Source organism: Mucilaginibacter pallidiroseus (assembly GCF_007846085.1).
GTDB classification, from domain to species: Bacteria; Bacteroidota; Bacteroidia; order Sphingobacteriales; family Sphingobacteriaceae; genus Mucilaginibacter; species Mucilaginibacter pallidiroseus.
In genome coordinates this window covers 338,494-362,481 of the sequence record NZ_VOEJ01000001.1, presented here as the reverse complement: position 1 = coordinate 362,481, position 23,988 = coordinate 338,494, and the positions used below count along the sequence as shown (strand labels likewise).

Annotated in this window: 25 protein-coding genes and 1 tRNA gene; 7 read left to right on the top strand and 19 right to left on the bottom strand. The window is 38.2% G+C overall.

The window, feature by feature from the left end; all coding sequences use genetic code 11:
• The first annotated feature begins 13 nt into the window (after positions 1–13).
• The 3 genes from FPZ43_RS01590 to FPZ43_RS01580 all read left to right on the top strand — a co-directional run bounded on the left by FPZ43_RS01590 (position 14) and on the right by FPZ43_RS01580 (position 3,064).
• Entirely contained in the window at positions 14–988 is a 975-nt protein-coding gene (locus tag FPZ43_RS01590) for a polyprenyl synthetase family protein (protein WP_146380091.1), read from the top strand.
• 13 nt (positions 989–1,001) lie between these two features.
• Positions 1,002–1,400: an energy transducer TonB gene (locus FPZ43_RS01585; RefSeq protein WP_186461735.1), complete on the top strand. Its 399-nt coding sequence runs from the start codon at positions 1,002–1,004 to the stop codon at positions 1,398–1,400.
• Between the two features lie 65 nt (positions 1,401–1,465).
• Positions 1,466–3,064: a M1 family metallopeptidase gene (locus FPZ43_RS01580; RefSeq protein WP_146380089.1), complete on the top strand. Its 1,599-nt coding sequence runs from the start codon at positions 1,466–1,468 to the stop codon at positions 3,062–3,064.
• Between the two features lie 377 nt (positions 3,065–3,441).
• On the opposite strand, the gene rpmA is transcribed toward FPZ43_RS01580, so the two are convergent.
• From rpmA to FPZ43_RS01560, 4 genes are all read right to left on the bottom strand, one after another.
• Positions 3,442–3,807, bottom strand: coding sequence for a 50S ribosomal protein L27 (rpmA, locus tag FPZ43_RS01575; RefSeq protein ID WP_146380088.1), 366 nt, complete (start codon positions 3,805–3,807; stop codon positions 3,442–3,444).
• A gap of 46 nt (positions 3,808–3,853) precedes the next feature.
• Positions 3,854–4,162 carry a 50S ribosomal protein L21 gene (gene rplU, locus FPZ43_RS01570; RefSeq protein WP_095704407.1) on the bottom strand — a complete coding sequence of 103 codons (309 nt, stop codon included), beginning with the start codon at positions 4,160–4,162 and terminating at the stop codon, positions 3,854–3,856.
• A 73-nt stretch (positions 4,163–4,235) separates the two neighbouring features.
• On the bottom strand, positions 4,236–4,658 hold the full coding sequence (locus tag FPZ43_RS01565) for a hypothetical protein (RefSeq protein ID WP_261380960.1): 423 nt from the start codon (positions 4,656–4,658) through the stop codon (positions 4,236–4,238).
• Positions 4,659–4,880: 222 nt separating this feature from the next.
• Positions 4,881–6,254 (bottom strand): dicarboxylate/amino acid:cation symporter, encoded by a 1,374-nt coding sequence (locus FPZ43_RS01560; protein ID WP_146380087.1) that lies wholly within the window; start codon positions 6,252–6,254, stop codon positions 4,881–4,883.
• Between the two features lie 57 nt (positions 6,255–6,311).
• Between FPZ43_RS01560 and FPZ43_RS01555 the strand changes: the two genes are divergently transcribed.
• Genes FPZ43_RS01555 through FPZ43_RS01540 form a run of 4 tightly spaced genes read left to right on the top strand, consistent with a single transcriptional unit; the run spans position 6,312 to position 8,480 of the window.
• Entirely contained in the window at positions 6,312–6,839 is a 528-nt protein-coding gene (locus tag FPZ43_RS01555; protein WP_146380086.1) for a hypothetical protein, read from the top strand.
• Positions 6,840–6,881: 42 nt separating this feature from the next.
• Complete coding sequence (locus tag FPZ43_RS01550; protein ID WP_146380085.1) at positions 6,882–7,379, top strand: RNA polymerase sigma factor; 498 nt, start codon at positions 6,882–6,884, stop codon at positions 7,377–7,379.
• Positions 7,366–7,959, top strand: coding sequence for a hypothetical protein (locus tag FPZ43_RS01545; RefSeq protein WP_146380084.1), 594 nt, complete (start codon positions 7,366–7,368; stop codon positions 7,957–7,959). Before FPZ43_RS01550 ends, FPZ43_RS01545 begins: the two co-directional genes overlap by 14 nt.
• Entirely contained in the window at positions 7,959–8,480 is a 522-nt protein-coding gene (locus tag FPZ43_RS01540) for a GNAT family N-acetyltransferase (protein WP_146380083.1), read from the top strand. The genes FPZ43_RS01545 and FPZ43_RS01540 overlap by 1 nt, the downstream gene beginning before the upstream one ends.
• Positions 8,481–8,716: 236 nt before the next feature.
• On the opposite strand, the gene FPZ43_RS01535 is transcribed toward FPZ43_RS01540, so the two are convergent.
• From FPZ43_RS01535 to rfbH, 15 genes are all read right to left on the bottom strand, one after another.
• A tRNA-Leu gene (locus tag FPZ43_RS01535) sits at positions 8,717–8,798 on the bottom strand.
• 153 nt (positions 8,799–8,951) lie between these two features.
• The gene (locus FPZ43_RS01530) at positions 8,952–10,307 is read right to left on the bottom strand and encodes a sugar transferase (protein WP_146380082.1); all 1,356 of its coding nucleotides are present in this window, start codon (positions 10,305–10,307) and stop codon (positions 8,952–8,954) included.
• 118 nt (positions 10,308–10,425) lie between these two features.
• Positions 10,426–10,989: a D-sedoheptulose 7-phosphate isomerase gene (locus tag FPZ43_RS01525; protein WP_146380081.1), complete on the bottom strand. Its 564-nt coding sequence runs from the start codon at positions 10,987–10,989 to the stop codon at positions 10,426–10,428.
• The gene (rfaD, locus tag FPZ43_RS01520) at positions 10,989–12,017 is read right to left on the bottom strand and encodes an ADP-glyceromanno-heptose 6-epimerase (protein ID WP_261380958.1); all 1,029 of its coding nucleotides are present in this window, start codon (positions 12,015–12,017) and stop codon (positions 10,989–10,991) included. The genes FPZ43_RS01525 and rfaD overlap by 1 nt, the downstream gene beginning before the upstream one ends.
• On the bottom strand, positions 11,995–12,936 hold the full coding sequence (gene rfaE1, locus FPZ43_RS01515) for a D-glycero-beta-D-manno-heptose-7-phosphate kinase (protein WP_146380079.1): 942 nt from the start codon (positions 12,934–12,936) through the stop codon (positions 11,995–11,997). Before rfaE1 ends, rfaD begins: the two co-directional genes overlap by 23 nt.
• Before the next feature lie 35 nt (positions 12,937–12,971).
• Positions 12,972–13,883 carry a glycosyltransferase gene (locus FPZ43_RS01510; RefSeq protein ID WP_146380078.1) on the bottom strand — a complete coding sequence of 304 codons (912 nt, stop codon included), beginning with the start codon at positions 13,881–13,883 and terminating at the stop codon, positions 12,972–12,974.
• A gap of 137 nt (positions 13,884–14,020) precedes the next feature.
• Positions 14,021–15,016, bottom strand: a complete 996-nt coding sequence (locus tag FPZ43_RS01505; RefSeq protein WP_146380077.1) for a glycosyltransferase family 4 protein — start codon at positions 15,014–15,016, stop codon at positions 14,021–14,023.
• A gap of 84 nt (positions 15,017–15,100) precedes the next feature.
• On the bottom strand, positions 15,101–16,255 hold the full coding sequence (locus FPZ43_RS01500) for an O-antigen polymerase (RefSeq protein ID WP_146380076.1): 1,155 nt from the start codon (positions 16,253–16,255) through the stop codon (positions 15,101–15,103).
• 80 nt (positions 16,256–16,335) lie between these two features.
• Positions 16,336–17,214: a glycosyltransferase family 2 protein gene (locus FPZ43_RS01495; RefSeq protein ID WP_146380075.1), complete on the bottom strand. Its 879-nt coding sequence runs from the start codon at positions 17,212–17,214 to the stop codon at positions 16,336–16,338.
• 3 nt (positions 17,215–17,217) lie between these two features.
• Positions 17,218–18,360, bottom strand: a complete 1,143-nt coding sequence (locus FPZ43_RS01490; protein ID WP_146380074.1) for an NAD-dependent epimerase/dehydratase family protein — start codon at positions 18,358–18,360, stop codon at positions 17,218–17,220.
• 178 nt (positions 18,361–18,538) lie between these two features.
• On the bottom strand, positions 18,539–19,120 hold the full coding sequence (locus FPZ43_RS19655) for an acyltransferase (protein WP_146380073.1): 582 nt from the start codon (positions 19,118–19,120) through the stop codon (positions 18,539–18,541).
• A complete protein-coding gene (locus tag FPZ43_RS01480) occupies positions 19,117–19,941 on the bottom strand; it encodes a glycosyltransferase (RefSeq protein ID WP_146380072.1) in 825 nt (274 codons plus the stop codon). The genes FPZ43_RS19655 and FPZ43_RS01480 overlap by 4 nt, the downstream gene beginning before the upstream one ends.
• Complete coding sequence (locus tag FPZ43_RS01475) at positions 19,934–20,896, bottom strand: hypothetical protein (protein ID WP_146380071.1); 963 nt, start codon at positions 20,894–20,896, stop codon at positions 19,934–19,936. Before FPZ43_RS01475 ends, FPZ43_RS01480 begins: the two co-directional genes overlap by 8 nt.
• Before the next feature lie 407 nt (positions 20,897–21,303).
• The gene (locus tag FPZ43_RS01470) at positions 21,304–22,686 is read right to left on the bottom strand and encodes a lipopolysaccharide biosynthesis protein (RefSeq protein WP_146380070.1); all 1,383 of its coding nucleotides are present in this window, start codon (positions 22,684–22,686) and stop codon (positions 21,304–21,306) included.
• Entirely contained in the window at positions 22,687–23,988 is a 1,302-nt protein-coding gene (gene rfbH / locus FPZ43_RS01465; protein WP_146380069.1) for a lipopolysaccharide biosynthesis protein RfbH, read from the bottom strand. It lies immediately after the preceding gene.

The following is a 23,988-nucleotide window of genomic DNA, read 5'->3' as shown; positions in this document are numbered from 1 at the left end:
CCAAACGCAACAAATGAGGAAACTTGAAGATCTGCAGATACTAATTGCTAATGCTGTTGAGCGCTTAGAATACCCGGCTTACCCGGCCGAACTTTATGAGCCGATATCCTATATATTATCATTGGGTGGCAAACGTATGCGCCCCGCCCTGCTTTTAATGGCCTGCGACTTATTTGGCGGGGATGTAGAGTCGGCCCTGCCGCCAGCGCTTGCTATAGAGGTGTTCCATAATTTTACGCTGATGCATGACGATATTATGGATAATGCCCCAATCCGCCGTGGCAAAGTTACGGTGCACGAGAAGTGGAACCAAAACGTGGCCATACTATCGGGCGATGTAATGCTGATAGAAGGTTATAAATTAATGATGCAAGTGCGTAACGATATTTTACGCCAGGTGCTTGATATCTTTAACGATACCGCCGTTGGTGTTTGCGAGGGCCAGCAGCTGGACATGACATTTGAAACCAGTGAAAACATAAGCATACCTGAATACATCAACATGATACGCCTAAAAACGGCAGTAGTGTTAGGTGGTGCGCTTAAGATAGGCGCACTGATTGGCAATGCTGAGCAACAGGATGCTGATCTGCTGAGCACATTTGGCGAAAATCTTGGAATAGCTTTTCAATTACAAGACGATATACTTGATGTTTACGGCAACCCGCTGGTATTTGGCAAACAGGTTGGCGGTGATATTATATCTAACAAGAAAACTTATTTGCTCATAAAGGCACTTGAATTAGTCAAAGGCAGTCAGGCTGACGACCTAAGCCAATTTCTTGCGTCTAAAAACTTTAACAATGCCGAAAAAGTGACAGCTGTTACGCAAATTTATAATAACGTGAATGTGCGTAGCTATGCAGAAACCGAAATGCAAGTCTACGCCGATAAGGCTTTCGAAGCGCTTGAGAAGATAAACCTGCCTGAAAATAACAAGCAATACCTGCGCGATTTTGCCGATGGCTTGCTTGTGCGGGAATATTAGGATATATAACTCTATGCGAAATAGAATTTGCCTCGCAGTATTTATACTTTTGTCTTTTGGGTTAAAAGCGCAACATCAAATTAAACAAAAGCCTAAAGTTTACTTTGATGATACAGAGATATACCCTAAATTTCCGGGAGGCATAGGCGCTTTCAATCAATATATCGAACAAAACTTGGGTTGGCCTGAAGGTAAAAAATCGCCTGGAAAGGTTATTGTAAGTTTTGTTATCGAAAAAAATGGCAGTGTTTCTCATGCAAGGATAGTTAAGCCTTTCTCCGCCGAATATGACGTTGCAGTTTTAAAAGTTATAAAAAATAGCCCAAAGTGGATTCCAGGCTTTATAGTCAAAAGTGGTAGCAAAATGCCTATAAGGAAACAATTTTCAGTCCCCATAGTGTTTAGCAACTAAAACATATGGTGCATTAATGTCCATAACTAATTTTTATCTATCAGGAGCAACAAGTATATTAGCATATGCTAAAACTATTGCAAATAGGCGCTTTAACATTAGGTTTAAGCGCCTTTATATTTTCTACTAAAGCGCAAACTTCAGGCGGTAAGCTAAAGCCAGAGCAAGCCATCATGGATGTGCGGCATTATACTCTCACGCTTAATGTCGACTTCGATAAAAAAGCTATTGATGGCTCCACCGTTATTGATGTAATTATGGAGAAGCCAACCAAAATATTGCTACTCGACCTGCTTGATTCTATGAAGGTGAGCGCGGTTACCCTAAATGGCAAAAAGGAAAACTTCGATCACAAAAACGGGTTGATCAATATCAGTCTGGCTAAAACCTTACCCGCCGGTAAAGCAAGTATCAAAGTGTTTTACGGTGGCAGCCCGCGCATAGCTAAAAGACCGCCATGGGATGATGGCTTCACCTGGACAAGCGATTCGACGGGCCACCCGTGGCTGGCCATCACAGCCGAACAGACCGGCGGCAAGATCTATTTCCCAAGTAAAGATCACCCGTCTGACGAGCCAAACGAAGGTGCCGACCTCATTATAACTGTACCTAAAGATTTGGTTGTTGCGGGGCCGGGCCTTTTAAAAGGCGTTACCAAAAAAGGCGCTAAAGCTACGTACCACTGGCAAACCAAATATTCTATTAATAATTACAGTATCCTGTTTAATGTTGGCGACTACAAGGTGGTAAGCAGTTCATATAAGTCTGTAGTAGGGCGTAATGTGCCGGTGCAGTTTTATGTGTTAAGGGAACATGTCGACAAAGGGCAACACCTGGTTGACATGGCTATCAAAGCGGCGCAATCAAAAGAAAAGTATTTTGGCGAATATCCTTGGGCTAAAGAGAAATTAGGTTTGGTGGAAACACCACACCTTGGGATGGAACACCAAACACTTAATGCGTATGGCAACAAGTTTAGGTACACCAAAGTTGGCGGGCAGGATTTTGACTGGCTAATGTTCCATGAGTTTGGCCACGAATGGTGGGGTAACAAAGTTACTGCCCGTGATTGGGCCGACTATTGGATTCATGAGGGGATAGACACCTATTCGGATGCATTACCCATCCTGGACTTGGAAGGTAGACAAGCCTACATAGATCGTTTTAAAAAATCAGCCTTTGGTATTCAGCATAAGCAGCCAATTATTTTAGGGAAAGATATTGATGAAGCGTCAGCATATAATGGCGATATCTACAGTAAAGGCGGTTACTTTATGCATACTCTTCATTATGTAATGGGCGATACGCTTTTCTTCAAAACATTAAAAGGCTTGGCTACCGATCCACAATTTACATACGATCATCAAAACGTTACCGATGAGGTTGAACGGTATTTTAGCAAAGCCTATGGTAAATCAATGAAGCCATTATTCGACTTGTTTTTACGCACCACTAACAAGCTCGAAGTAAGCGTCAAACAAAGATCGGCAGATAAGTATTTCATCAGGCTTCAAAACATCGATATGGATCTCCCCCTTGATGTAACAACCGATGCTGGTGTACAGCACATTGCAGCAACCTCAAAGGGCGTTACCGTAACAAGTAAAACAATGCCGGTTATAGATGCTGACGCCTGGTATATGAAAAAAGTGATTTACGAGTAGTGGTGATTTAAGTCTTATACCAGCCGACGTCAATAATAAGCATGTCATTGCGAGCGGTAGCGTGGCAATCTGGTGCATGGCTGTACGATGAAACGCGACGAGATTGCTACGTCGCTGCGCTCCTCGCAAGGACATAGATAGTGAGGTATTCGACAAGTACTAATACACGGACCCCGGTCATGCTGAACTTGTTTCAGCATCCCATCTTCCCGATCTGATGAAATGCCTATATGTGCATCGGCATGACGCAATTAGCTGGTGTCATATTGAGCCTGTCGAAACACCTCCCGATCAAAAAATTTAAAATCCAAACCAAACAAAAAACGCCCCTATCAAAATGACAGGGGCGTTTTTGTATTTAAACTAAATGCTAATGATTACTCAGCAACTTCAGTAGTTTCTTCTTTTTGCGCTTTAGGTGCTTTTTTTGCTTTAGGAGCTTCTTCAGCTACTACCGCAGGTGCAGCATCTTCAGCAACCGGTGCAGTTTCAAAAGGGATAACAGATACGTATGAACGGTTGTCTGCTTTCTTTTTGAAAACCACGTTACCATCTGCCAAAGCAAATAAGGTATGGTCTTTACCTAAACCTACGTTAAGGCCTGGGTTATGTTGGGTACCACGTTGACGAACGATGATGTTACCGGCAATTGCAGGCTGACCACCAAATATCTTGATACCTAAACGTTTGCTATGTGATTCGCGGCCGTTTCGTGAACTACCGGCCCCTTTTTTATGTGCCATGCTATAATTTTTTATGGGATTAAAACCCCGGAGTTTCTAATTTTAATTATAAAGTGATACCAGTGATCTCGATCTTGGTAAATTGCTGACGGTGACCGTTTTTCTTTTTGTAACCTTTTCTACGTTTCTTTTTGAAAACGATCACTTTATCGCCTTTTAAATGAGACACGATCTTAGCTGATACTTTTGCGCCTTTTAAGTCAGAACCTAATTTAAAGCTGCCTTCGTTTTCTGCTAACAACACGTTGTCAAATTCAATATTAGCGCCTTCATCTCCTTGCAAGCGGTGTACAAAGATCTGCTGGTCTTTTGCAACTTTAAACTGTTGCCCGGCTATACTTACTATTGCGTACATTGTTGATTAATTATTTGTTTTAAAATTTGAGGTGCAAATATATGGATTAGTTTTTTATAAAGCAATGCCCTGGCTATTTATTTGCCCGTTTATGTTCTTCGGCGATTGTCAATATCTTTTGTATCTCTTTAATCAGTCGTTGATTGGCATCCACTAACTTTTCGTTGCCTTGGTAAGCGGCATCGTAAATAACGGTTTTGCTTTTACGCTTATAGTTAAATTGAATTAAATAACGAGGCGAGCGTTCCACACTGTCCTTCTTCAATTCGTTCGCAGGGAAGTCCCAAAAGCCCAACTCGGCCGCTTTGCGGTGCAGGTAAAGCAAATCGTCATTATTAAGCTTTAAATTCATTTTGATGACAGAGTCGCGGCGGTTAACATATTGGTAGTCGCCCGTGGCCGAATTGTATTTGTTAAGTAAGCTATCGTTATAACCAAACTCAAACCTTATCGACTCCAGTTCCGAAAATTTGTATGGCGCATTCTTAATCATCATGCCATAATAGTAAAAGCAATAAAGCAAGAACGGAACAACGATACTTGCTACAAGAAATATCTTTTTCGACTTATTGGTCATGAACAGAGATTAAAGAATTTGTTTGAATGATGCTTGATGGAACCCTTACAAGCCGCGAAGATCGTAAAAATAAGCGTAAGCAATTTTCAGCGTCAGGTAATGTTTTTAAATAGTGGAGATTGAAAATGAGGGGCAAATCCGTTAATTTTCAAGCTCCCCCTCCCATTTACTCACTACTGCTGTGGCCATAGCGTTACCCAATACGTTTGTCGCCGAGCGGCCCATATCAAGCAACGGGTCAATACCAATTAATAAAGCCAAACCCGCCTCGGGTATGCCAAACATCGCAACAGTACCGGCAATAACTACCAATGATGCACGCGGAACGCCTGCAATGCCTTTGCTGGTAAGCATAAGCACCAGCAACATGGTTAATTGCTGTTCAAAAGATAAATGGATATTGTATGACTGCGCCAGGAAGAGCGAAGCAAATGTCATATACATCATGGAGCCATCCAGGTTAAACGAGTAACCCAGCGGCAATACAAAGCTTACAATCTTATTATTGCAGCCAAAACGCTCCAGCTCCATTAGTACTTTAGGATAAGCTGCCTCGCTGGTTGATGTACTGAAAGCAATCAGCATGGCATCTTTAATACGGGCAACAAGCGTTAGTGCACGCCCTTTAAGTATCGTAAAACCAGCCAGCACAATAACTGCCCAAAGCACAATTAGTGAAAAATAGAATTCACCGATAAAAATGGCGTAAGTAGATAGTATGCCCAAACCCTGCTTGGCAATAATGGCAGTGATAGCACCAAATACAGCAAGCGGCGCCAACTGCATTACGTACCCGGTAATTTTTAAAATAACATATGATATAGCATCGAGCGCTTTAATCACTATTTCGCCTTTCTCGCCTATAGCAGCTGTAGCTACGCCGAAAAATAAGGAGAACACAACAATTTGCAGGATCTCATTATTAGCCATCGATTCGATAAAGCTTTTAGGGAAAACGTGGCTTATAAAATCGCGCAGCGAAAGAGCCGTTTTTTGAATGCCTGTAGATATGTGGGTATCCGGTAACGGCAAGTGCATAGCCTGGCCCGGCTTAAACAGGTTCACCAATAACATACCCAGTAATAACGATACCAGCGTGGCGCTCAAAAACCAAAGCAAAGTTTTACCGCCAATACGCCCTACAGCTTTAATATCGCCCACCTTTGCTACCCCAACAACCAATGTGGTAAACACCAGCGGGGCAACAATCATTTTTATCAATCTTAAAAAAATGTCGCTTAAAATGCTGAAGCCAACAAGCTTGTCTTCGCGAGCGGTATCCGCCTCTTTACGAAGTTTTAATTGAGTAACCCTTTCGGTTTTTAATGCTTTATAAGTTACGGTGGTGGTGTCGGCCGATTTGGCAATTTGCTCGTCTATTGTTTTTATATTTACCTCGGCGGCAGCTATACTGGTATTAATATTGTTTATTACACTGGTATTGTAGACATAGCCTACAATCACACCTAATATCAACGCTAAAAATATGTATAGGGTTAGTTTACTCTTCTGCATATGTAAGTTTGGTGCTGCTAAACTACAAAATTTAACCTTTAATATAAATATACATCAATGAGCATCACTACCTACGGGCTGGCGCAAATTAAAAAGGAAATACAACACTTGCCGGCACCGCAACTGGCCGAACTTTGCCTGCGCCTTGCTCGTTACAAAAAGGAAAATAAGGAACTGCTTGCCTACTTGCTTTTCGAACAGCACAATGAGGCTGATTTCATGGAAAATGTTAAAGCCGAAGCAGGCTTTATGTTTAGCCAATTGCCGTCACAAAGCTATTTTACGGCTAAAGGCTTGCGTAAAATCTTAAAGATGCTTACCAAGTACATTAAATTTTCGGGATCGAAGACGGTTGAGATTGAGTTACTTTTAAGCTTTTGCCAAAACTATCTGCAATATGTTATCAAGCAAACGTCCTATAAACCTATCAGATTGATCCTGACTAGGCAGATAGACAAAGTGAAAGCTACGATTAGTAAACTTCACGAGGATATACAGTTTGACTATACGGCCGACTATAACAAAATGCTTGACGAGGCCGACAGTAAGCTACCGTGGTTAAATAAAAAAAGCCACCTGTTGTAACATTTATTAAGTTTGTGCATCAAAACCCAAATTAACTAACAAGTGGCGGATAAGGAATCAGCTTTCAGGGAAATTTACCGGGCCAATTCTAAAAAGATATTCCATTTGTGCTACGGTTATACCGGGGACGACGATGCCGCTAACGACTTACTGCAGGAGACCTTTTTAAAGGTTTGGCAAAACCTGCATAAGTTTCGCAATCAGGCCATGATATCCACTTGGATATACCGGATAGCCGTAAACACCTGCTTAACCTATTTACGGTCAGAGAAACGACAGGCAAAAGACGAACTTACCCCACTTATAGCCGAAACCCAACGCGAAGAATTTTCTGATAAAAATGAGCAGATTGCCTTGTTGTACAAGTGCATATCAAAGTTGGAGGAATCCGAAAGGATAATAATAACGTTGGTACTCGACGAACTACCATACCCTGAGATTGCCGAAGTGTCGGGCATATCCGAGGGAAATTTGCGGGTGAAAATACATCGCATTAAACAAAAATTGACAGAGTTATACAATCAGCATGAAAGACTTTGATCATTTAATGTCGGTTTGGCAAGCGCAGCCAAAAAAGGAACACCTGTCGGCAGATGACGTGCTGAAACAGGTGAAGAAAGGAATACGCAGTATTACCTCCAAACTATACTGGGCTATTGTGGCTATGGTGGCAACTATAGTTGCAGCTTTTATATTGATGTTTTTTATGGCGTTTAAGTCGCCGGTTACTACGTATGGTATATTAATTATATTGATTACTATGGCCTTGTACCTTTACATGATTATAAGGCATTACCATATTTTGAGCAAGCATGATGTTACTCAAAACCCTTCCGAATATCTTGAAGCTTTAAAAGAATATCAACGAAACCGAAGCAAGGTTGTAGGCTGGTTTTATTACGTTTATATCTTGTTGCTGAGCGCTGGGCTGGGTCTTTACTTTATTGAAGTGTTGGAGAATGCCTCGTTAACTTTCAAACTTACAACATATGGCTCAACGCTCATTTGGTTTTTATTCACAACCTTTTACATCAGGCCAAGGATGCTGAAGAACGAGGAAGAAAAACTTAACCTAATGATAGACCGGCTTGTGCGGCTACAGGGCCAGTTTGAAAAGTGATGGATTTTAAAGTTGATATTGTAAAGTTAAAGGTGCAGGACGCCGATAAGCTTTTACAATTAAGCAAACGAACCTTTTTTGATGCTTTTGCTCATCAGAACAGCGATGACGACATGGCTGCATTTGCAGCACAGGCCTATACTCTCGAGCGCATAACACAAGAGCTCAATAACCTCAAATCTGCATTTTATTTTATTTTGGTTGATGGAGAGATTGCCGGTTACCTGAAACTCAACCAGGGCGATGCCAAAACAGAATTTAAAGATGAATATTCGCTGGAAGTGGAGCGTATTTATATTTTACAAGACTTTCAGGGAAAACAGCTCCGTAAACATTTAATAGAATTTGCAGTAAATTCCGCAAAGGATAAGGGATTCGATTCAATATGGCTCGGCGTTTGGGAACACAATCATGGAGCAATTCGTTTTTATGAGCGGAACGGTTTCACCGTATTTAGTAGCCACAAATTTATGTTGGGTAGCGACGAGCAAACCGACCTCCTCATGCGTAAAAATATTTGACAAGATCATCTCTCAATAATCTTTAGCATTAGATAGCATTTCATGCAGTTCTAATATTTAACCTCAAACTTATATAATACCTTTCCCTCCCTTAAATTAGCTTATACAGCCGTAATTAAACTAGCAACGACTATAAATTTTAGCGTTCTAAGCAATAACAATATAAACTCGATACTTAATTGAAACTAAAAGGAGTATAATAAAAAAGCAGCCCTTTTGGGCTGCTTTAACTACTGTGCGGAAGAAGGGACTCGAACCCCCACGCCTCGCGGCGCCAGATCCTAAGTCTGGTGCGGCTACCAATTACGCCACTTCCGCGTTTGGTTTTTTAAGAGAGTGCAAAGATATAGAATTTGGGTAAACTTTAAAATAGATTTTGCAAGTTTTTCCTATCTCGCTCATTTACTTGATGTTTAATTTTTATCCATATTAAATGATTGGAGTAAAATTATTAAGGCAATGGCAAATGTGTTATTTCCCTTTACCCTGAACCATTACCTTAACGGTTTTTAAAATGATGTTGATGTCAGAATTGAAACTTATGTTTTGAAGGTAAAGCAAATCATATCTCGACCTGTCGCGCATTTGATCCACATTTTCGGCGTAGCCATAATGCACCTGACCTATTGAAGTTAAACCAGGTTTTACTTGTAATAGCTTACGATAGCTTGGCGTTTTCTCAAGTATTTGCTCAATAAAGTACTGACGCTCGGGCCTTGGACCAACAACCGACATATCTCCTTTCAAAACATTAAAGAACTGTGGTAGCTCATCCAAACGGGTTTTACGCATAATCATTCCCCATTTGGTAATACGCGGATCATTATCTTTTGAAAGTTGCGGGCCTGCTTTTTCAGCATCCACACGCATACTCCTGAATTTGTATATATAAAACGGCTTACCCTCCTTGCCTATACGCTCCTGCCTGAAAAACACAGGCCCTTTAGATGAGAATTTTGTTATCAAAAATAACAACACAAACACAGGCGAACCAAGGAACATTACGACAGACGAGAACAGTATATCGAAGCTCCTTTTAAGAACGCGAATTTTAAGGCTTATTTCCGGCTGGGCATTAACGTGTAAAACCGGCACGTTGTGATAGTTAACAAGATTTACGCTGTTAACATCTTTATCAATAACTAAATCGGATACTACTTTGATTTTGATCATGCTGGCGTTGCCGAACGAAACCAACCGGGCAAGCAGTTCATTATCTATTTGTTTATAACACAAAAATACTTCGTTAGGCTTTTTTTCAAGCAAAGACGCAATCAACTCATCCGCGGTCATGTTGGCTATATCCTCGTCGGATATGAAATCATTAAAGTCATAACCATACTCGGGGTGCTGTGCGAACGATTGAACCAAGCGCTGAGCTATGCTCCTATCTCCTATTACTATTATTTGCCTGTGATTAAATCCTTTTTTACGTATAAAGTCAAGAAAAAAGAACAATAGTGAGCGATGTAATACGACAAGGAAGAAAAACAGCGTGTAACTCAACATTACTTCAGTACGCGAAATATTTTCAATTTTTAAAAAATATATGCAGCTGAAAACAATTAATAGGTGATAAATAAGCGTAAGTAAAAACCGATTTATGTTATCCCTTAACATAAGTGGCCTTACAATATTAAAGCTCTTGGAGACGGCCGATACAATTACCCATGCCAAATTAACAAGCAGCATGAACACAGTAGATTGGTCGCTAGTAAGAAATGTATTAAATTTTAAAAAATGAGAGTTATATAAAGCAACATTTAATAAAACCAAATCACTTAGAAAGACTATCCCCGGCAAGAGCTTCGAGTAACGTGTATTCATGTAATATTATTTGAAAAGACTGATTAAAATAACAGTCTAATTAAAAATTAAGCATTTATTTATCAATTACAAAATTATATTAAATTAACTATATAATTTTAATAATTAAAATATATTATTAAATAGCGTCGTCTACAGCTCCACATATTATATGCCCTATCAATATATGCATCTCCTGAACCCGCGCCGTTATGTCTGATGGAACAATTAAGTTAACATCACAGCAACTATTCATTTGCCCTCCGTCGCGCCCACTTAGCCCAATCGTTATACATCCTATTGCCTTACCTGCCACCAGAGCGTTAATAACGTTGGGGCTATTGCCACTGGTAGATAAACCAATTAAAACATCTCCGGCTACAGCCAAACCTAGCACCTGCCGTTCAAAAACCCTGTCGTATCCGTAGTCGTTGCTAATTGCTGTAAGAGCAGATGTATCTGTAGTTAAAGCAATTGCAGGCAATGATCTTCTTTCTTTTACAAACCGGCCTATAAACTCTGCTGCTATATGTTGTGCGTCGGCAGCACTACCACCGTTTCCAAAAAGTATAATTTTTTTTCCCGATGTACTGCACTTAACAATTAAACTGCATGTTTGTTCTATATCTTTTTTTAAATTTTCGAAGGTGTTTTTTGCAACATTTATATGGTTGTCAAAAATGTCTTTTATATCCTGTGGCATCAGTAAATTGTTCCTTTTAATAAGTAGTTTCTTACGTAATCATCTATCCCATCTTCCAATGAATAAAAGGGCGTATTATAGCCAGCAGCGTAAAGCTTATGCATCTTAGCTTCCGTAAAATATTGATATGTATCTCTTATATCTTCAGGCATATCAATGAACTCCATATGTGGTTGCTTGTCTAATCCTTTGAATGTAGCAGTTACTAAGTCGTGAAAACTACGGGCCTTACCCGCGCCCAGATTGTAAAGTCCGTTATTGGATTTATTCCAATAACCGCCTATCATATTCGTTATCATCCAGTAAATCACTTTCAGCACATCTTTTACATACACAAAGTCGCGCAATTGTTGGCCATCTTTGAAATCATTTCGATGGCTTTTAAACAATTTGACCAAGCCGGTACTATTAATTTGGTTGAATGAATGCCAAATAACGCTCGCCATTCGCCCCTTGTGAGTTTCATTAGGGCCGTAAACGTTAAAAAATTTCAGGCCCGTCCAAAACGGCGGAGTAGATTTTTGCTGCAGAGCCCACTTATCGAATTCATTTTTACTGACGCCATAAGGATTAAGGGGTTTCAATTTTTCAACAATATCATGATCATCATTGTATCCCATTTCCCCTGCACCGTATGTTGCTGCAGACGAGGCATATATAAGGGGAATCTGATTAATTACGCAATGCTGCCACATTGATTGCGAATACTCTACGTTGAGCCTTTGATGTACTGCATAATCAAATTCTGTGGTATCTGTACGAGCGCCTAAATGGATAATACACGCAATTTTTTTATCATATTGCCTTAACCAATCAAAAAAAACACTTCGTTCAACAGTCTCACTGTACTTTTTCGATTGCCAATTGGTATTCTTTTCGGAAATACTAAAATCATCAACCAATATAAGGTTGCAAAAGCCCTCCTGGTTTAAATACTGAACCATGCATGAGCCAATAAACCCGGCAGCACCCGTTATAATAATGGTTTGGTTCATATCCATCGTCTTATCGGAATGTTTTTTCTTCAATCTCCTGCAATGTAGCTGTAGCGCTGCCTACTTTGCTTACCACAACGGCTGCAGCCTGATTTGCAAATTCGCATGCTTCGTAAATTGATCTACCCGAAGCTATACTTATTCCAATAGCGGCCAAAACGGTATCTCCCGCACCGGTTACATCAACAACGTCCAGTGCTTTGGTAGGAATAATTTTAAGTTCATTATCACTAAGCATCGCTATGCCATCTTCAGACATTGTGACGATAACAGTATCGCAGGCTGTAATCTCTTTTATTTTAAAGCAGGCTGCCTTAAGGCTGTCATTGTCAGTTATATTTATTCCCGATGCTATAATAGCTTCTTTCTTATTAGGCTTTATAATATTTACGCCATTATATTTGTCAAAGTTGTTGCCCTTTGGGTCAACTATTATCATCTTCCCTGCAACGTTACAAATTGATACTATGCTTTGAATTAGAGAGTCTGTTAGAAGCCCTTTATTGTAATCAGAGATTAGTACCAAATCATAACATTCTATAACGCTATGTACATATGCAATCACTTTCTGCTCAACAGACAGGCTTAAGGGGTGTACCTTCTCCCGATCAAGCCGGATTAACTGATGACTATTTACTAATACTCGAGATTTTACCACGGTGCAACGCGCGTCGTCCTTTATAAGTCCATCATTGGGAATTTCAATTTGGCGTAGCTGTTCAGCCACTATTTCGGCATCATTATCCTGCCCAACCACTCCAATAATTGATGAACTTACTCCAAAAGCGTGCAAATTTTGTAGCACGTTTCCAGCGCCGCCAAGTGTATAAGTTTCCTTAGTGATCTCCACAACCGGAACCGGTGCTTCAGGAGAAATGCGATTGCAGTTACCATAGATGTAATGATCGATCATCAGATCGCCGATAACAAGTATTCTACTTTTTAAATTCATCTAGATAAATGTATGCGTTAACTGAAAACAGGTGGCTATTTGTTCCAGTAAAATCCATGCATAGATAGTTTTTTTAAAGTTTTCACCGACATTTTGCGATAATACCTACCGCTGTTATAGCCCAATAATTTTGCAAAGATTGAACTGACTGATTTAAATATGCTTAATGGCGAATTTTTTAAAACATATTTAATTTCTGACTGAATAAATTTAAAGCCCTCCCCTGTAGGCTTACCGTATTCCTGAAGCATCCAAATATTTTGCTCATGGAAAACCCTCGTATCGAAATACCGGCGAAACTCTTCGGCAAGCGTATAACTATGCGAGTGATATACGGTTGCATTAGCCACATAGGCTTTTTTAAAGCCCGCTTTAAGCATTTTAGCAGCAACTATTGCATCTTCTCCCATAATTGAATTTGTTGGAAAGCCGCCAATTTCCAAAAGGGCGCTTTTTCGATATGCCGAGAATGAATTTGAGCTAAAAAATGCTTTAAAACCCAATTCAGGCTGGTCTTCAATTGATATGAGGTTTGATTTATCCGGATAGTTAAACAGGCGTGCATGTATCTCCAAAGGCTTTGCATTTTTATGCGGAAGTTGCCTTCCATAAGCCATGCCAACTAAATTATCATTAAATACGGCTGTAATATTTTTTATACTGTCAACGTCAGCTAAAATAGCGTCTTGCGTAAGAAACACGCAAACGTCGACATTACCGCTTCTGTCAACCAACAATTGTCTTGTTTTGCCATGGTTGAATTCGGTTTTAGGTATTTCAATTACTTCAAAACCATGTTGAACTGCTAACCTGACAGTGTTATCCGTTGAACCCGAATCAACTATAATCGTCTTTTGAGGCTTTATCGATTGCGAATCTATTGACTTTAAAAGATCAATCCATTTATCACCCGCATTGAGTGTGGGAATTACTAAGCTAAAATTCATTCTGGTTCGTCAAAAACTTGTATAAATACCTAGTAGTATTTACGAGCAAAAATTTTGTATGTTAATTACCAGTTTATATTGTAAATAATTAACTATAAATACAAATAACAAATATAGTACATTGTCACAATATTCCTTTACGTACTACTTCGTATCAAATCCCAAGTTTGTTTCCCTGTATTATCCCAGCTGAAGGCTTTACTACGTATAACGCCTTTTTCTTTTAATTCAGTTCTTAAAAGCGGGCTGTCAGCTATACTTTCAATAGCCCTACTGATATCATCTATATTATAAGGGTCTGTTAGCAATGCAGCATCACCGGCAATCTCTGGCAAAGAAGTAATGTTTGATGTAATAACCGGAGTCTCAGAAGCCATTGCCTCAATTACCGGCAAGCCAAATCCCTCCATCAGTGATACAAACAATAGTGCTGTTGCTCCTTTATAAATCTTCGGCAAATCCGCTTCATTAACAGATCCTAAAAACCTTACTTTATCATTAAGATTGTGCCTGGTAATTAAGCTTAAGGTATGCTCATCACTGTTGCCCGTAATTAATAAAAGATAATCTGAAGCAATATTGGCTCGGGCAAAAGCCGCAAATGTCCTATCGAGGTTTTTATACTCCCTCCTGTTACCCACATATAAAAAATAAGGCCGTTCAGTTTCAAAACACTGGGTATTTAAAGAATAATTTGGATCTACACCGTTATATATAACATCTATCTTTTTAGCATCCAACCCCAGTTTGTCTACTAATTCTCCTTTTGTATATTCTGAGACTGTGATGATTCGCTTTGATTTTTTCGCGATATAAGCTATCGCATACTTAAGATATAATTTGTGAAATTTCGTGTAAAAGTATAAGTGATTTAAATCATGTATGGTAATTATGAATGGAACAGTTGACTGTAAAGGGGGCATAAAAGAGGGCGAGTAGAAGATATCCGCCCCACTGCTGTTCACTTTTCTTTTCAAGAACAAAGGAGTTAAAGGGCTGCCCAAATCAAACTTTTCGTCAATTAATTTTGTTTGAACACCAGCGGGCGTTCTTTGCTTTATTTCTCTTAGCAAACGGCCTATGCCAGTATTCCCGCCCCATCTATTATCTATTAGAACAGTATCAATACTCATCAAATTTCAATTATTTTTACAAGTTTTTGTAAGCTGAATATCTTTTGAATTAGTTAGCTTGTTTACAATGGACTAAAACCATTGTTACTGCCTCAACTTTTTATTTAGTACGAATTTATATTTAAGAGGATAGAATATAATAAAAATCAATGTTACATTAAAAGCCAATAATACTAATCTATTTGTTGCAGCTAATCCTATTAATCCCCCAAAGGATAATGCAATGAGTAAAAAAAAATTAAATATGGAAGGATATTTAATGCATTTTGTTTCTGCTCTTCCCAACAAAAAGCCTAATATTGATTGCTCTATAAAAATCTGGACCAGTCCACCCCAAAAACCAAAATCTGCATAAGGCTGCCCTAGTGGCCCAAACGATGGAGCACCAGCGTTAGCTATAGTTGCCTCGGGATATATTATGTATGACAAGTATAGGTCACCAAATATCAAGGGCTTTCCAGGCCATAAGACACGCGGTATGAATGGATAGAAAACATCTCCAAATAATATGGTTCCATTAAGATATCCATGAGGGAAATAATGATCAAAATGAATAATCATATCATGGAAGTTATTTTCATATTCATTGCCGTAACCTATTACAAATTGCAACAAGGCAGATTGATCCAGCCCAATACTTGTATACCAAAACGCGCCGACCATTATTAAAGGAATAAAAATAACAATAGGTAAAAAATACTTAAGCCGTCTATATTTTTCCCTGTCTTTATTCACAAAAAAAACATAAGCAAGATTATAAATCAAAATCAGAAATATTTTTCCTTTAGTGCCGTATGGCAATGCTAGAAGAACGCAAAATAAGAAATGTAATATTTTGCGTTTATAAACAAATAAACCTAATATAGCGTATAGGTTCAAAAAAATTGACGCCACATAATAAATCTGCCCGCTACCTGTACGGGTTGTTGTATATACTTCCCTTGAATTTATAAAAGCTCCTTGTATGCCGTAATTTGCCACACTGTATAATACAAATAAAATATTAACACCTAAACAAAACCACAACACTAGGTAAACATAAAACCCTCTGGTATTTTCCGGGGTGCCAATATTATCGTTGAACTTGACTTTTCGACCTAATATGTAAAATGCAAAAAAAATGAAGTAGTACAACAAATACATTACCATTCCCTCAACTGTCATAACAACATCCAAACCAACTAAAATTCCTAAAAATGGGAAGAGAAAGGTTGTTGTTAGGAATATGATGTTAGACATTAGGAACATATTGTATTTATCCCCAGTGATAATAATAGATAACACAATAATTAAAAGGTAAAAAATTGCGGCAGTTATGATCATTTTAGTTCTAATCCGTCCTTGATACCCTGTTTCAACTGAACTAGTTGCTGTTTATCATACCTTAGGGCTTTTATTATTCTTGTAAATAATGTGTAAGACAGTGCAACAACTTTGGTTAGCATTGTTAGGTTCTTACGTATAAAAAATATCCTATTACGAGTAGTGTAATATACACCAAAAGGGGTTTCATAGCCGCCGGTGGTGCTGCTCACTTTGTGTAAAACTTCCAACTTGCCAACATACAACACCTTATACCCATTGTTTACAGCCCTGTAAATAAAATCGGTGTCGTCAAAGTACACGAAGTATCTTTCATCCATATACCCAACTTTATCAAAAACTTGTTTTGATATCAGCATAAAACATGTGGGTGCATATTTGTAGTACGCATTTGTATTATATTGCCCATTATCAATTTCATCCTCCCCTACATGGATAGTGTAACCTTTCCGTTTAAGCAATTCCCCACCCGCCATCCATATACGTTTCGAATCAAAATATAAGATTTTTGGTACTATTATATTTTCGCCTTTGAGGGCGAGCTCTAGCATCTGGCTTAATAGATACGGCTGAGAAAATTCAATATCGTTATTTAACAATAATAAATACTCCGCACCGTCTTCCATTGCACGTTTTATACCTTGATTATTGCCTTTTGCAACTCCCGCATTTTCGTCATTTTTTATATGCGTAAATTCACTTAACGGAAATTTGACGGACAAATCTGCAATTAAAGTATCCGTCGAACTACTGGGGCTGTTATCGACTATGTAAAGATGATAGTCTTTGAAGTCCTGTAACGAAAGGCTTTTAAAAAAACCCTCTAGTACTTCATTACTATTATACAATACTGTGACTAATCCTATTGATGGCATAATCTATTTATAAAGCCCTCTTTCTTTCATTTCAACAATGGATTCTTCGTATTTATCTTCTTTAATTTCTTGTTGGTTAACCCAATCTACAAAAAATTTAATGCCTGTTTCGAAACTTACTGCCGGACTAAAACCGATTTTTTGCTTAATTTTGGTGAGGTCAGCAAAGTTGTGCCTTATATCTCCTAATCTATAATTACCGGAAATATTTATTTGGCTCGACGATTGGTAATATTTAATAAGCGTTTCAGCAACTGTAATAACACTTGTAGGCACTCCCGAGCCTACGTTAAATATCTGGTTATTTGCCTCTTCGTTCTCTATACCCAAAATAGTTGCCTGCACTACATCGTCTATGAAAACGAAGTCGCGGCTCTCCAAGCCATCTTCAAATACATTGATGTCTTTACCATTTTTTATTAACGTTGAAAAGATAGATAGGATACCTGTATAAGGGTTAGACAAAGATTGCCCAGGGCCGTAAACATTTTGATACCTAAGTGCTACAGGCGCTATACCGATTGTTGGACAAACCGTCATTATCATCTGCTCCTGATTTTGCTTAGTAATTCCGTATACTGACGATGGATGAATTTTAGACTCTTCGTCTGTCGCAACAAGCTGCAGAGGCTTATTTACGCCTGAATAAGTAACCTCAAAATTGCCTTCATTCATTTTAGAAGAAATACGAGCCTGGGGATACACAAATCCCAACTCATCTGAGAGGTATTTTCCTTCGCCGTAAATTGATCTTGACGAAGCTATCACAATTTTCTTTACATGGTAAGATTGGCGGTTATTCGCTAATATATCGAGTAAAAGGGCCGTACCACCAATGTTGATAGCAGTATAATTTTCTATATCATACATCGACTGGCCAGTGCCTGTTTCCGCTGCGAAATGCACTACTACATCTTGCCCTATTAAGGCGTTTTGTAAAAGTTCTCTATCTGTGATTGAACCTCTAATAAACGTAACTTTATCTTTTACGCTGATATAAAGTGGCGAAGTTTGCTCTGGCTCATCTCCATGTATCTGTTTAGATAGATTATCAAGAATAGTTATCGAATACCCCTTTTCGATTAATTTGAGTGCCAAATTGCTCCCAATAAAGCCGGCACCACCGGTTATCAATACCTTTTTCATAAATCGTTTATTTTTCTAGTATAAAATTTTCAATCAGGGCGCTCTTTACCCCATTTTAGTGCTTTGGTAACGTTGAGGGCTCAGCTTAATGAGCTGTATTGAACTTCAGAATTTCCCTAACAACCGCACCAATTTTATTTTATTATAGCGTTTATTGTCTAGCAGCCGGCGAAATCTGTTAATCATCGTTAACTTTCTCCCACTTACTCAATTGAAAGTTATAACGCTTAATCACTTTTGCGGGACTGCCCACCGCTACGCAATAGTCTGGAATATCTTTCGTAACAACACTATTGGCACCTATAACTGCACCCTTACCAATGCTGGCACCTATAACGCATACATTTTCGCCGAGCCAAGCACCGTCACCAATAGCAACCGTATTGATTTGTTTGATAGGCTGGTTCATGACAGGCAAACTTATATCCTGGTATGCATGCAAATTATCACTTATGTAAACCTTGTCAGCTATTAAAACATTAGGACCAATTTCGATTTTAGAGGTGGCGTAGATATGACTGAAGTGACCTATACTAACACCATCATTAATGATCAATTTACACTCTTTAGCATTAGTTAACGGTGTTGCCGCAATCCAACTAAAACCGTAAATAGTGACTTTGCTGCCAATATATATATTATGAGCACTTTCAATACGTAAGGTTTTAAAAATACGTGACCTACGACCAATCTTTCCAAAAATTAATTTATAATATTGGTAAGTAATAAGATAATAAATTAAACTTTTAACTAGCCTCATACTTTATTATTCAAAATCTTATCGCGATAAATATCGTTTTTTTCTTCGATAGACAATGTTGTCAAGCCATTTGTATTCTCGTATATTTTCATATTTTTTACTAAAGTATAAAACAACATCAGCTCTATTAACGCCACTCTGCTAAAACCCATCTTTGTTGTACTTTTTGTAAAAATCCCTATACTTAGATGCTTTAAAACTAATAGCGTAAAATACCACAAAGATACTTTGGGCTTATATCCAAACTCAACCTCCTTTTCGGTATATCGATTAATGACATTTAAATAAGAAAATGCCGTATTTGATATAAAGTGATGTATAAAATATTGATCCGGCATTTTATATACACGATTTTCTGGCACCATGGCTTTGCCAGTACTATGTATTGCGTTATCTGTAAAATCCAGTGCGTACTTTTTAAAAGCCTTGTAGTTATGTGCGTGATACAGGTTATTACAAAACTCGCCATAAAAATAATTTTTACGGTCTATAGAAATTATATCAAAATCGCCCGATTTAGTTGCCTCAACTAACTTATTTAAAGTGCTGTTTTCCAACATCTCATCTGCAAAACCCCAATATATCCAATCCGTAGTGATTGCATTGTACAATTGATCAACAAGTTCCTGATTTTCCACATAATCATAATGCTTCTCTCTTACAAATATTTCGCAACCATATGATAAGGCTATTTCACAGGTATTGTCGGTGCTTTTATTATCAGCAATAAGTATCTTCCCGTAGTTGATGAAATTTTTAATTACCCTTTCTATTCTCTTGCCCTCGTTGAAGGTAAAAATCACAAAAGTTATATTATTCATTTATATTTTTTTGTTTGTGAACAATAGTATATAAACCCAAACTGATAACTAATTGGGTAAGCACCATTGGTATACCTAGAGTATAAACGTTTATTTGCTTAAACACATATAAAACTCCAAATGATGCAAAAAATACAACTAAGCCTAATGATGACATTTTAATTGTAGTTTTTGTTAAATTTTTTATGGTTAAGTAAATGGTTAATGCACCAATTATAAAATTACCGGCTTCGGTTAATATTCCGTATATTATTATCCTTGAATACTCCAGAAGTTCACGCTTGGTTAGCAGACCTATAATTATTTTTGAAGCTAAAATGGAAAAGATGGCAACACCCAATACTATCAACAAAGCGTTACGCAAATAAACGCTTATGTAGCGGCCGTGTGTTTTGTACAAATTAGGTACAAACAGTTGAGAAAACACAGTAGAACATGCATTCATACCGCTTGACCCAATATTTGTTATTGTTCCGAAAATGCCCACTATCTCTACAAAACCTAATGATACCAATATTATAGTATAGCTTTGTAGTTGTATCCAGTTAATAATTGCACCAATAGAAATGGGATAGGTAAACAATACGATCTCCTTTAACTGAAATATCGTTTTCTGAGTTACTTTATATTCCGCAAGAGTTTTTAAATAAAGGAAAATTGCTACACAAACAGATATCGACGCTAATAATGTAGATGTTAATAGCAATAATGCAGATGCGTGAAAGAAATTTACTAAAACTGAAAATAAGCTTATTTTAAGTACAGTTTCGAACAGTAACGAATAGACCGAAAACCTTCTGTTTTCCAAATTATTGACAATCCCGCGTAATAGATTAACAAGATAAGTGCTTACAGCCAGCGGTATAATTACTATTAAAGCCAAACAAAAACTAGGCTTAAAAAAATAGCTAATGCCTAATGACGCCATTAAAATAACAGAAGCGGCTTGCAGCACTACTCTATTTATCGAAAACAGTGAGGTAATAGAAAAACCGTCGGCTTTTAATTTATACAGCCTCGATTGTTGAAAGTAATCTAACGGCACCAACAAAAATGCATTTACTGAAGTAGAAATTGTAAATAGAAAGTAATAGATACCCAACTCGTACAAGCTTATATAATGAGTATATAACTTCAGGAAAACCAGTTGACAAATCACAACGACAGCCCTTACAACAGCAGTTTCAACAACTGTCTTTTTTTTTAAAAGAGGCTCAGTCATTACGCGTTTTTAATATAATTTGAGCTATTTCGATACTCATAAATAATGTATTTTAAACGTTAAAAATGTAGCGGTGTTGATGTCAGCCTGAATAGCATATATCTGCAATATGATTACTTGGATGGATTATAAGGCATCATCTATGTAATAACGGCAGCTGTAAGCGAAATTATTTTCGATTGATGCCATAGTCGTATTTTTGATTTAAAAATATAATAAGCCCATGGCAAGCTTATCGCAATAGAAATAAGTGTGTAACCGCCTACAACTCCCATAACGCCCAGATATTTTCCAAGTGTAATGGTTGAAATACCACAAAGCAATCCAATGACTATTGAATTTACTAAAAATGGCTCCTGCTTATGGCATCTTAAATACGTCGCCCAGGAAAAAATCAATTGATTAATTATGGTAACAGCGCAAAGCATCAATGTAGCTACAGGCGGCAAAAACTTATTGCTAAAATGATTAGATGTGTAGTTTAGAAAAACAACACCGCCATAAAAAACCATTACACCAGCAATATTTACGATCAGTAAATTTTTAACTGTATTATTAAAAACTGAATTGCTTTCTGCAAATTTCTTATGAACTATAAGTGAGGCCAGTAATGGTATTTTTGTCGTAATCCAGCTCATTGACAAGTTTGAAATACCATTAAGAACTTGCAGAGACATCCCCATTTGCCCTGCAACAACTTTGCCTGCGTAGGCAAATAAGACTGGATTAAATAATTGAAAGATAAAATATCCGCTAATCCAACTCAATGCAATGCGCCACTGATAAGGAAAAATTTCTGCCATGTAATTTATTACCGAATCGCCCCTAATTTTCCAGATACCGATAATTTTCAATCTGCGTTCTCTTGAAGCAAGCTGAATAAAGTTTATTAGTATCGAAATTAAAGAGGCCAGTGCGGCCGAATAAAGCTTAAACCCCAAGGCAAAAAACAAAAACTGTAAAAAAACATACGCTGTTTTTTGCACCATACGGAGTTTAGCCATATCCTTTACCTCTCCCAAGCCATCCATGTAAGCGAGCATTGGATCTATAAAGAGATTTAAAGATGTTGCAACGCACAAAATTATCCACGGGTTTTTCCAGCTCACGTTATCGTTATTCCCAAACTTAGAGAAGAAATAAAATCCTGAAGCAATCAAAACAAAGAACAGGAATATACTGATAATTCCGAACCACTTTACAAAGAAATGCATCAAAGACGACAGCCTTGATCTGTAATAATCATCCCCTTCGAGGTCGTTACCTGCCCATGTTAAATGTGCAAATTCATGAGCGGTGTATTGGGTAATGATTCCACTTAAACCTAACTCAAAAAAAACCTGAATAGCGAGTATACTTGCAAACGTATAAAAGTATCCCCTTTCCTCGGGCGACAAAAAAGTTCCGATGAATATTACAGAACCAATACTGCCGAAGCCCTGGACAGCTCTGGACAGTAATGTAAAAGCAATAGCTCCATCAATGCCGATTTTGCTTGATGCTTTTCTAATGAATGATATCATTTACCCAATGTAGTCTTTGATCACATCTAACATGTAGTCGTAGTGGCTTTCGTTTAGTCCCGGCCAAACACCCAGCCAAAATGATTGATTCATTATTATATCTGTATTTGCAAGGTCGCCAACTACCCTGTGGTTGATACCTGCATACGCCGGCTGACGCAATAAATTGCCACCGAACAATAACCTTGTACCAATTTTTTTCTCTTCAAGATGTTGAACAAGCATATGTCTATCCGCTGCATCACCTTCACGCAATGTCAATAGAAAACCAAACCATGATGGATCGCTGTTAGGCGTTGGCTCGGGAAGAATAAACACCTCTTCCAAACTCTTCATCCTTTCGTAAAGCGCCTTATAGTTTTCCTGTCTGCGTTTCACAAAACCATCAACCTTTTTAAGTTGTGATACACCAAAAGCTGCTTGCATATCAGTTACTTTAAGGTTAAACCCGATATGTGAGTATGTATATTTATGATCGTAACCAAATGGTAGTGATCCAAGCTGCTGTGAAAACCGGCATCCGCAAGTATTATCTTTACCAGGCTCACAATAGCAGTCTCTACCCCAGTCTCTAAAACTTTCGGCAACTTTAGCCAATTCCGGGTTGTTAATTACTACAGCACCGCCCTCGCCCATTGTGATGTGGTGCGCAGGGTAAAATGAAAACGTTGATATGTCGCCATATGTACCCGTTTTTTTACCGCGATAAGTAGCGCCAAAAGAGTCGCAATCGTCTTCAACAACCCAAAGGTTATACTTTTTTGCCACACGCATCACTTCATCCAGGTCAAATGGATTGCCCAAAGAGTGAGCAATCATAATCGCTTTTGTTTTTGGAGAAACAGCAGCTTCTATATCCTCAGATTTAACGTTATGCGTGGCTACATCGATATCAACAAACACCGGTACCGCGCCGAATTGTATCATTGGGTTAACCGTAGTTGGAAAGCCTGCTGCTACGGTTATCACTTCGTCGCCCGGTTTAACAGCCCGGTCGCCTAACTTTGGCGAAGTTAAAGCATAAAATGCAACCAAATTTGCTGATGATCCCGAATTAACAAGTAGCGCCTTGTTAGCTCCAAAGTAGTTCGCAAAATCATATTCAAATTTGTTTGCAAACCTACCTGCGGTAAGCCAGCCGTCTAAAGCGGCATCAACACCCAGCAATATATCTTCTTCATCTAAAACCTTACCTGTAACAGGAATATAATTTTGCCCCGCTATAATGTTTTGGGTTGTTTTTGCTTTAGCAATTTCTCTTAAACTTTTTTCAAGGTCTGGATTTGTAATGTTCTGTAACAT

What these genes read in the sequence shown, in the direction of transcription:
- FPZ43_RS01590 (WP_146380091.1), top strand. Translation starts at nt 14, where the DNA reads ATGAGGAAACTTGAAGATCTGCAGATACTAATTGCTAATGCTGTTGAG.
- FPZ43_RS01585 (WP_186461735.1), top strand. Translation starts at nt 1,002, where the DNA reads ATGCGAAATAGAATTTGCCTCGCAGTATTTATACTTTTGTCTTTTGGG.
- FPZ43_RS01580 (WP_146380089.1), top strand. Translation starts at nt 1,466, where the DNA reads ATGCTAAAACTATTGCAAATAGGCGCTTTAACATTAGGTTTAAGCGCC.
- rpmA (WP_146380088.1), bottom strand. Translation starts at nt 3,807, where the DNA reads ATGGCACATAAAAAAGGGGCCGGTAGTTCACGAAACGGCCGCGAATCA.
- rplU (WP_095704407.1), bottom strand. Translation starts at nt 4,162, where the DNA reads ATGTACGCAATAGTAAGTATAGCCGGGCAACAGTTTAAAGTTGCAAAA.
- FPZ43_RS01565 (WP_261380960.1), bottom strand. Translation starts at nt 4,658, where the DNA reads ATGATGATTAAGAATGCGCCATACAAATTTTCGGAACTGGAGTCGATA.
- FPZ43_RS01560 (WP_146380087.1), bottom strand. Translation starts at nt 6,254, where the DNA reads ATGCAGAAGAGTAAACTAACCCTATACATATTTTTAGCGTTGATATTA.
- FPZ43_RS01555 (WP_146380086.1), top strand. Translation starts at nt 6,312, where the DNA reads ATGAGCATCACTACCTACGGGCTGGCGCAAATTAAAAAGGAAATACAA.
- FPZ43_RS01545 (WP_146380084.1), top strand. Translation starts at nt 7,366, where the DNA reads ATGAAAGACTTTGATCATTTAATGTCGGTTTGGCAAGCGCAGCCAAAA.
- FPZ43_RS01540 (WP_146380083.1), top strand. Translation starts at nt 7,959, where the DNA reads ATGGATTTTAAAGTTGATATTGTAAAGTTAAAGGTGCAGGACGCCGAT.
- FPZ43_RS01530 (WP_146380082.1), bottom strand. Translation starts at nt 10,307, where the DNA reads ATGAATACACGTTACTCGAAGCTCTTGCCGGGGATAGTCTTTCTAAGT.
- FPZ43_RS01525 (WP_146380081.1), bottom strand. Translation starts at nt 10,989, where the DNA reads ATGCCACAGGATATAAAAGACATTTTTGACAACCATATAAATGTTGCA.
- rfaE1 (WP_146380079.1), bottom strand. Translation starts at nt 12,936, where the DNA reads ATGAATTTAAAAAGTAGAATACTTGTTATCGGCGATCTGATGATCGAT.
- FPZ43_RS01510 (WP_146380078.1), bottom strand. Translation starts at nt 13,883, where the DNA reads ATGAATTTTAGCTTAGTAATTCCCACACTCAATGCGGGTGATAAATGG.
- FPZ43_RS01505 (WP_146380077.1), bottom strand. Translation starts at nt 15,016, where the DNA reads ATGAGTATTGATACTGTTCTAATAGATAATAGATGGGGCGGGAATACT.
- FPZ43_RS01500 (WP_146380076.1), bottom strand. Translation starts at nt 16,255, where the DNA reads ATGTCTAACATCATATTCCTAACAACAACCTTTCTCTTCCCATTTTTA.
- FPZ43_RS01495 (WP_146380075.1), bottom strand. Translation starts at nt 17,214, where the DNA reads ATGCCATCAATAGGATTAGTCACAGTATTGTATAATAGTAATGAAGTA.
- FPZ43_RS01490 (WP_146380074.1), bottom strand. Translation starts at nt 18,360, where the DNA reads ATGAAAAAGGTATTGATAACCGGTGGTGCCGGCTTTATTGGGAGCAAT.
- FPZ43_RS19655 (WP_146380073.1), bottom strand. Translation starts at nt 19,120, where the DNA reads ATGAGGCTAGTTAAAAGTTTAATTTATTATCTTATTACTTACCAATAT.
- FPZ43_RS01480 (WP_146380072.1), bottom strand. Translation starts at nt 19,941, where the DNA reads ATGAATAATATAACTTTTGTGATTTTTACCTTCAACGAGGGCAAGAGA.
- FPZ43_RS01470 (WP_146380070.1), bottom strand. Translation starts at nt 22,686, where the DNA reads ATGATATCATTCATTAGAAAAGCATCAAGCAAAATCGGCATTGATGGA.
- rfbH (WP_146380069.1), bottom strand. Translation starts at nt 23,988, where the DNA reads ATGTTACAGAACATTACAAATCCAGACCTTGAAAAAAGTTTAAGAGAA.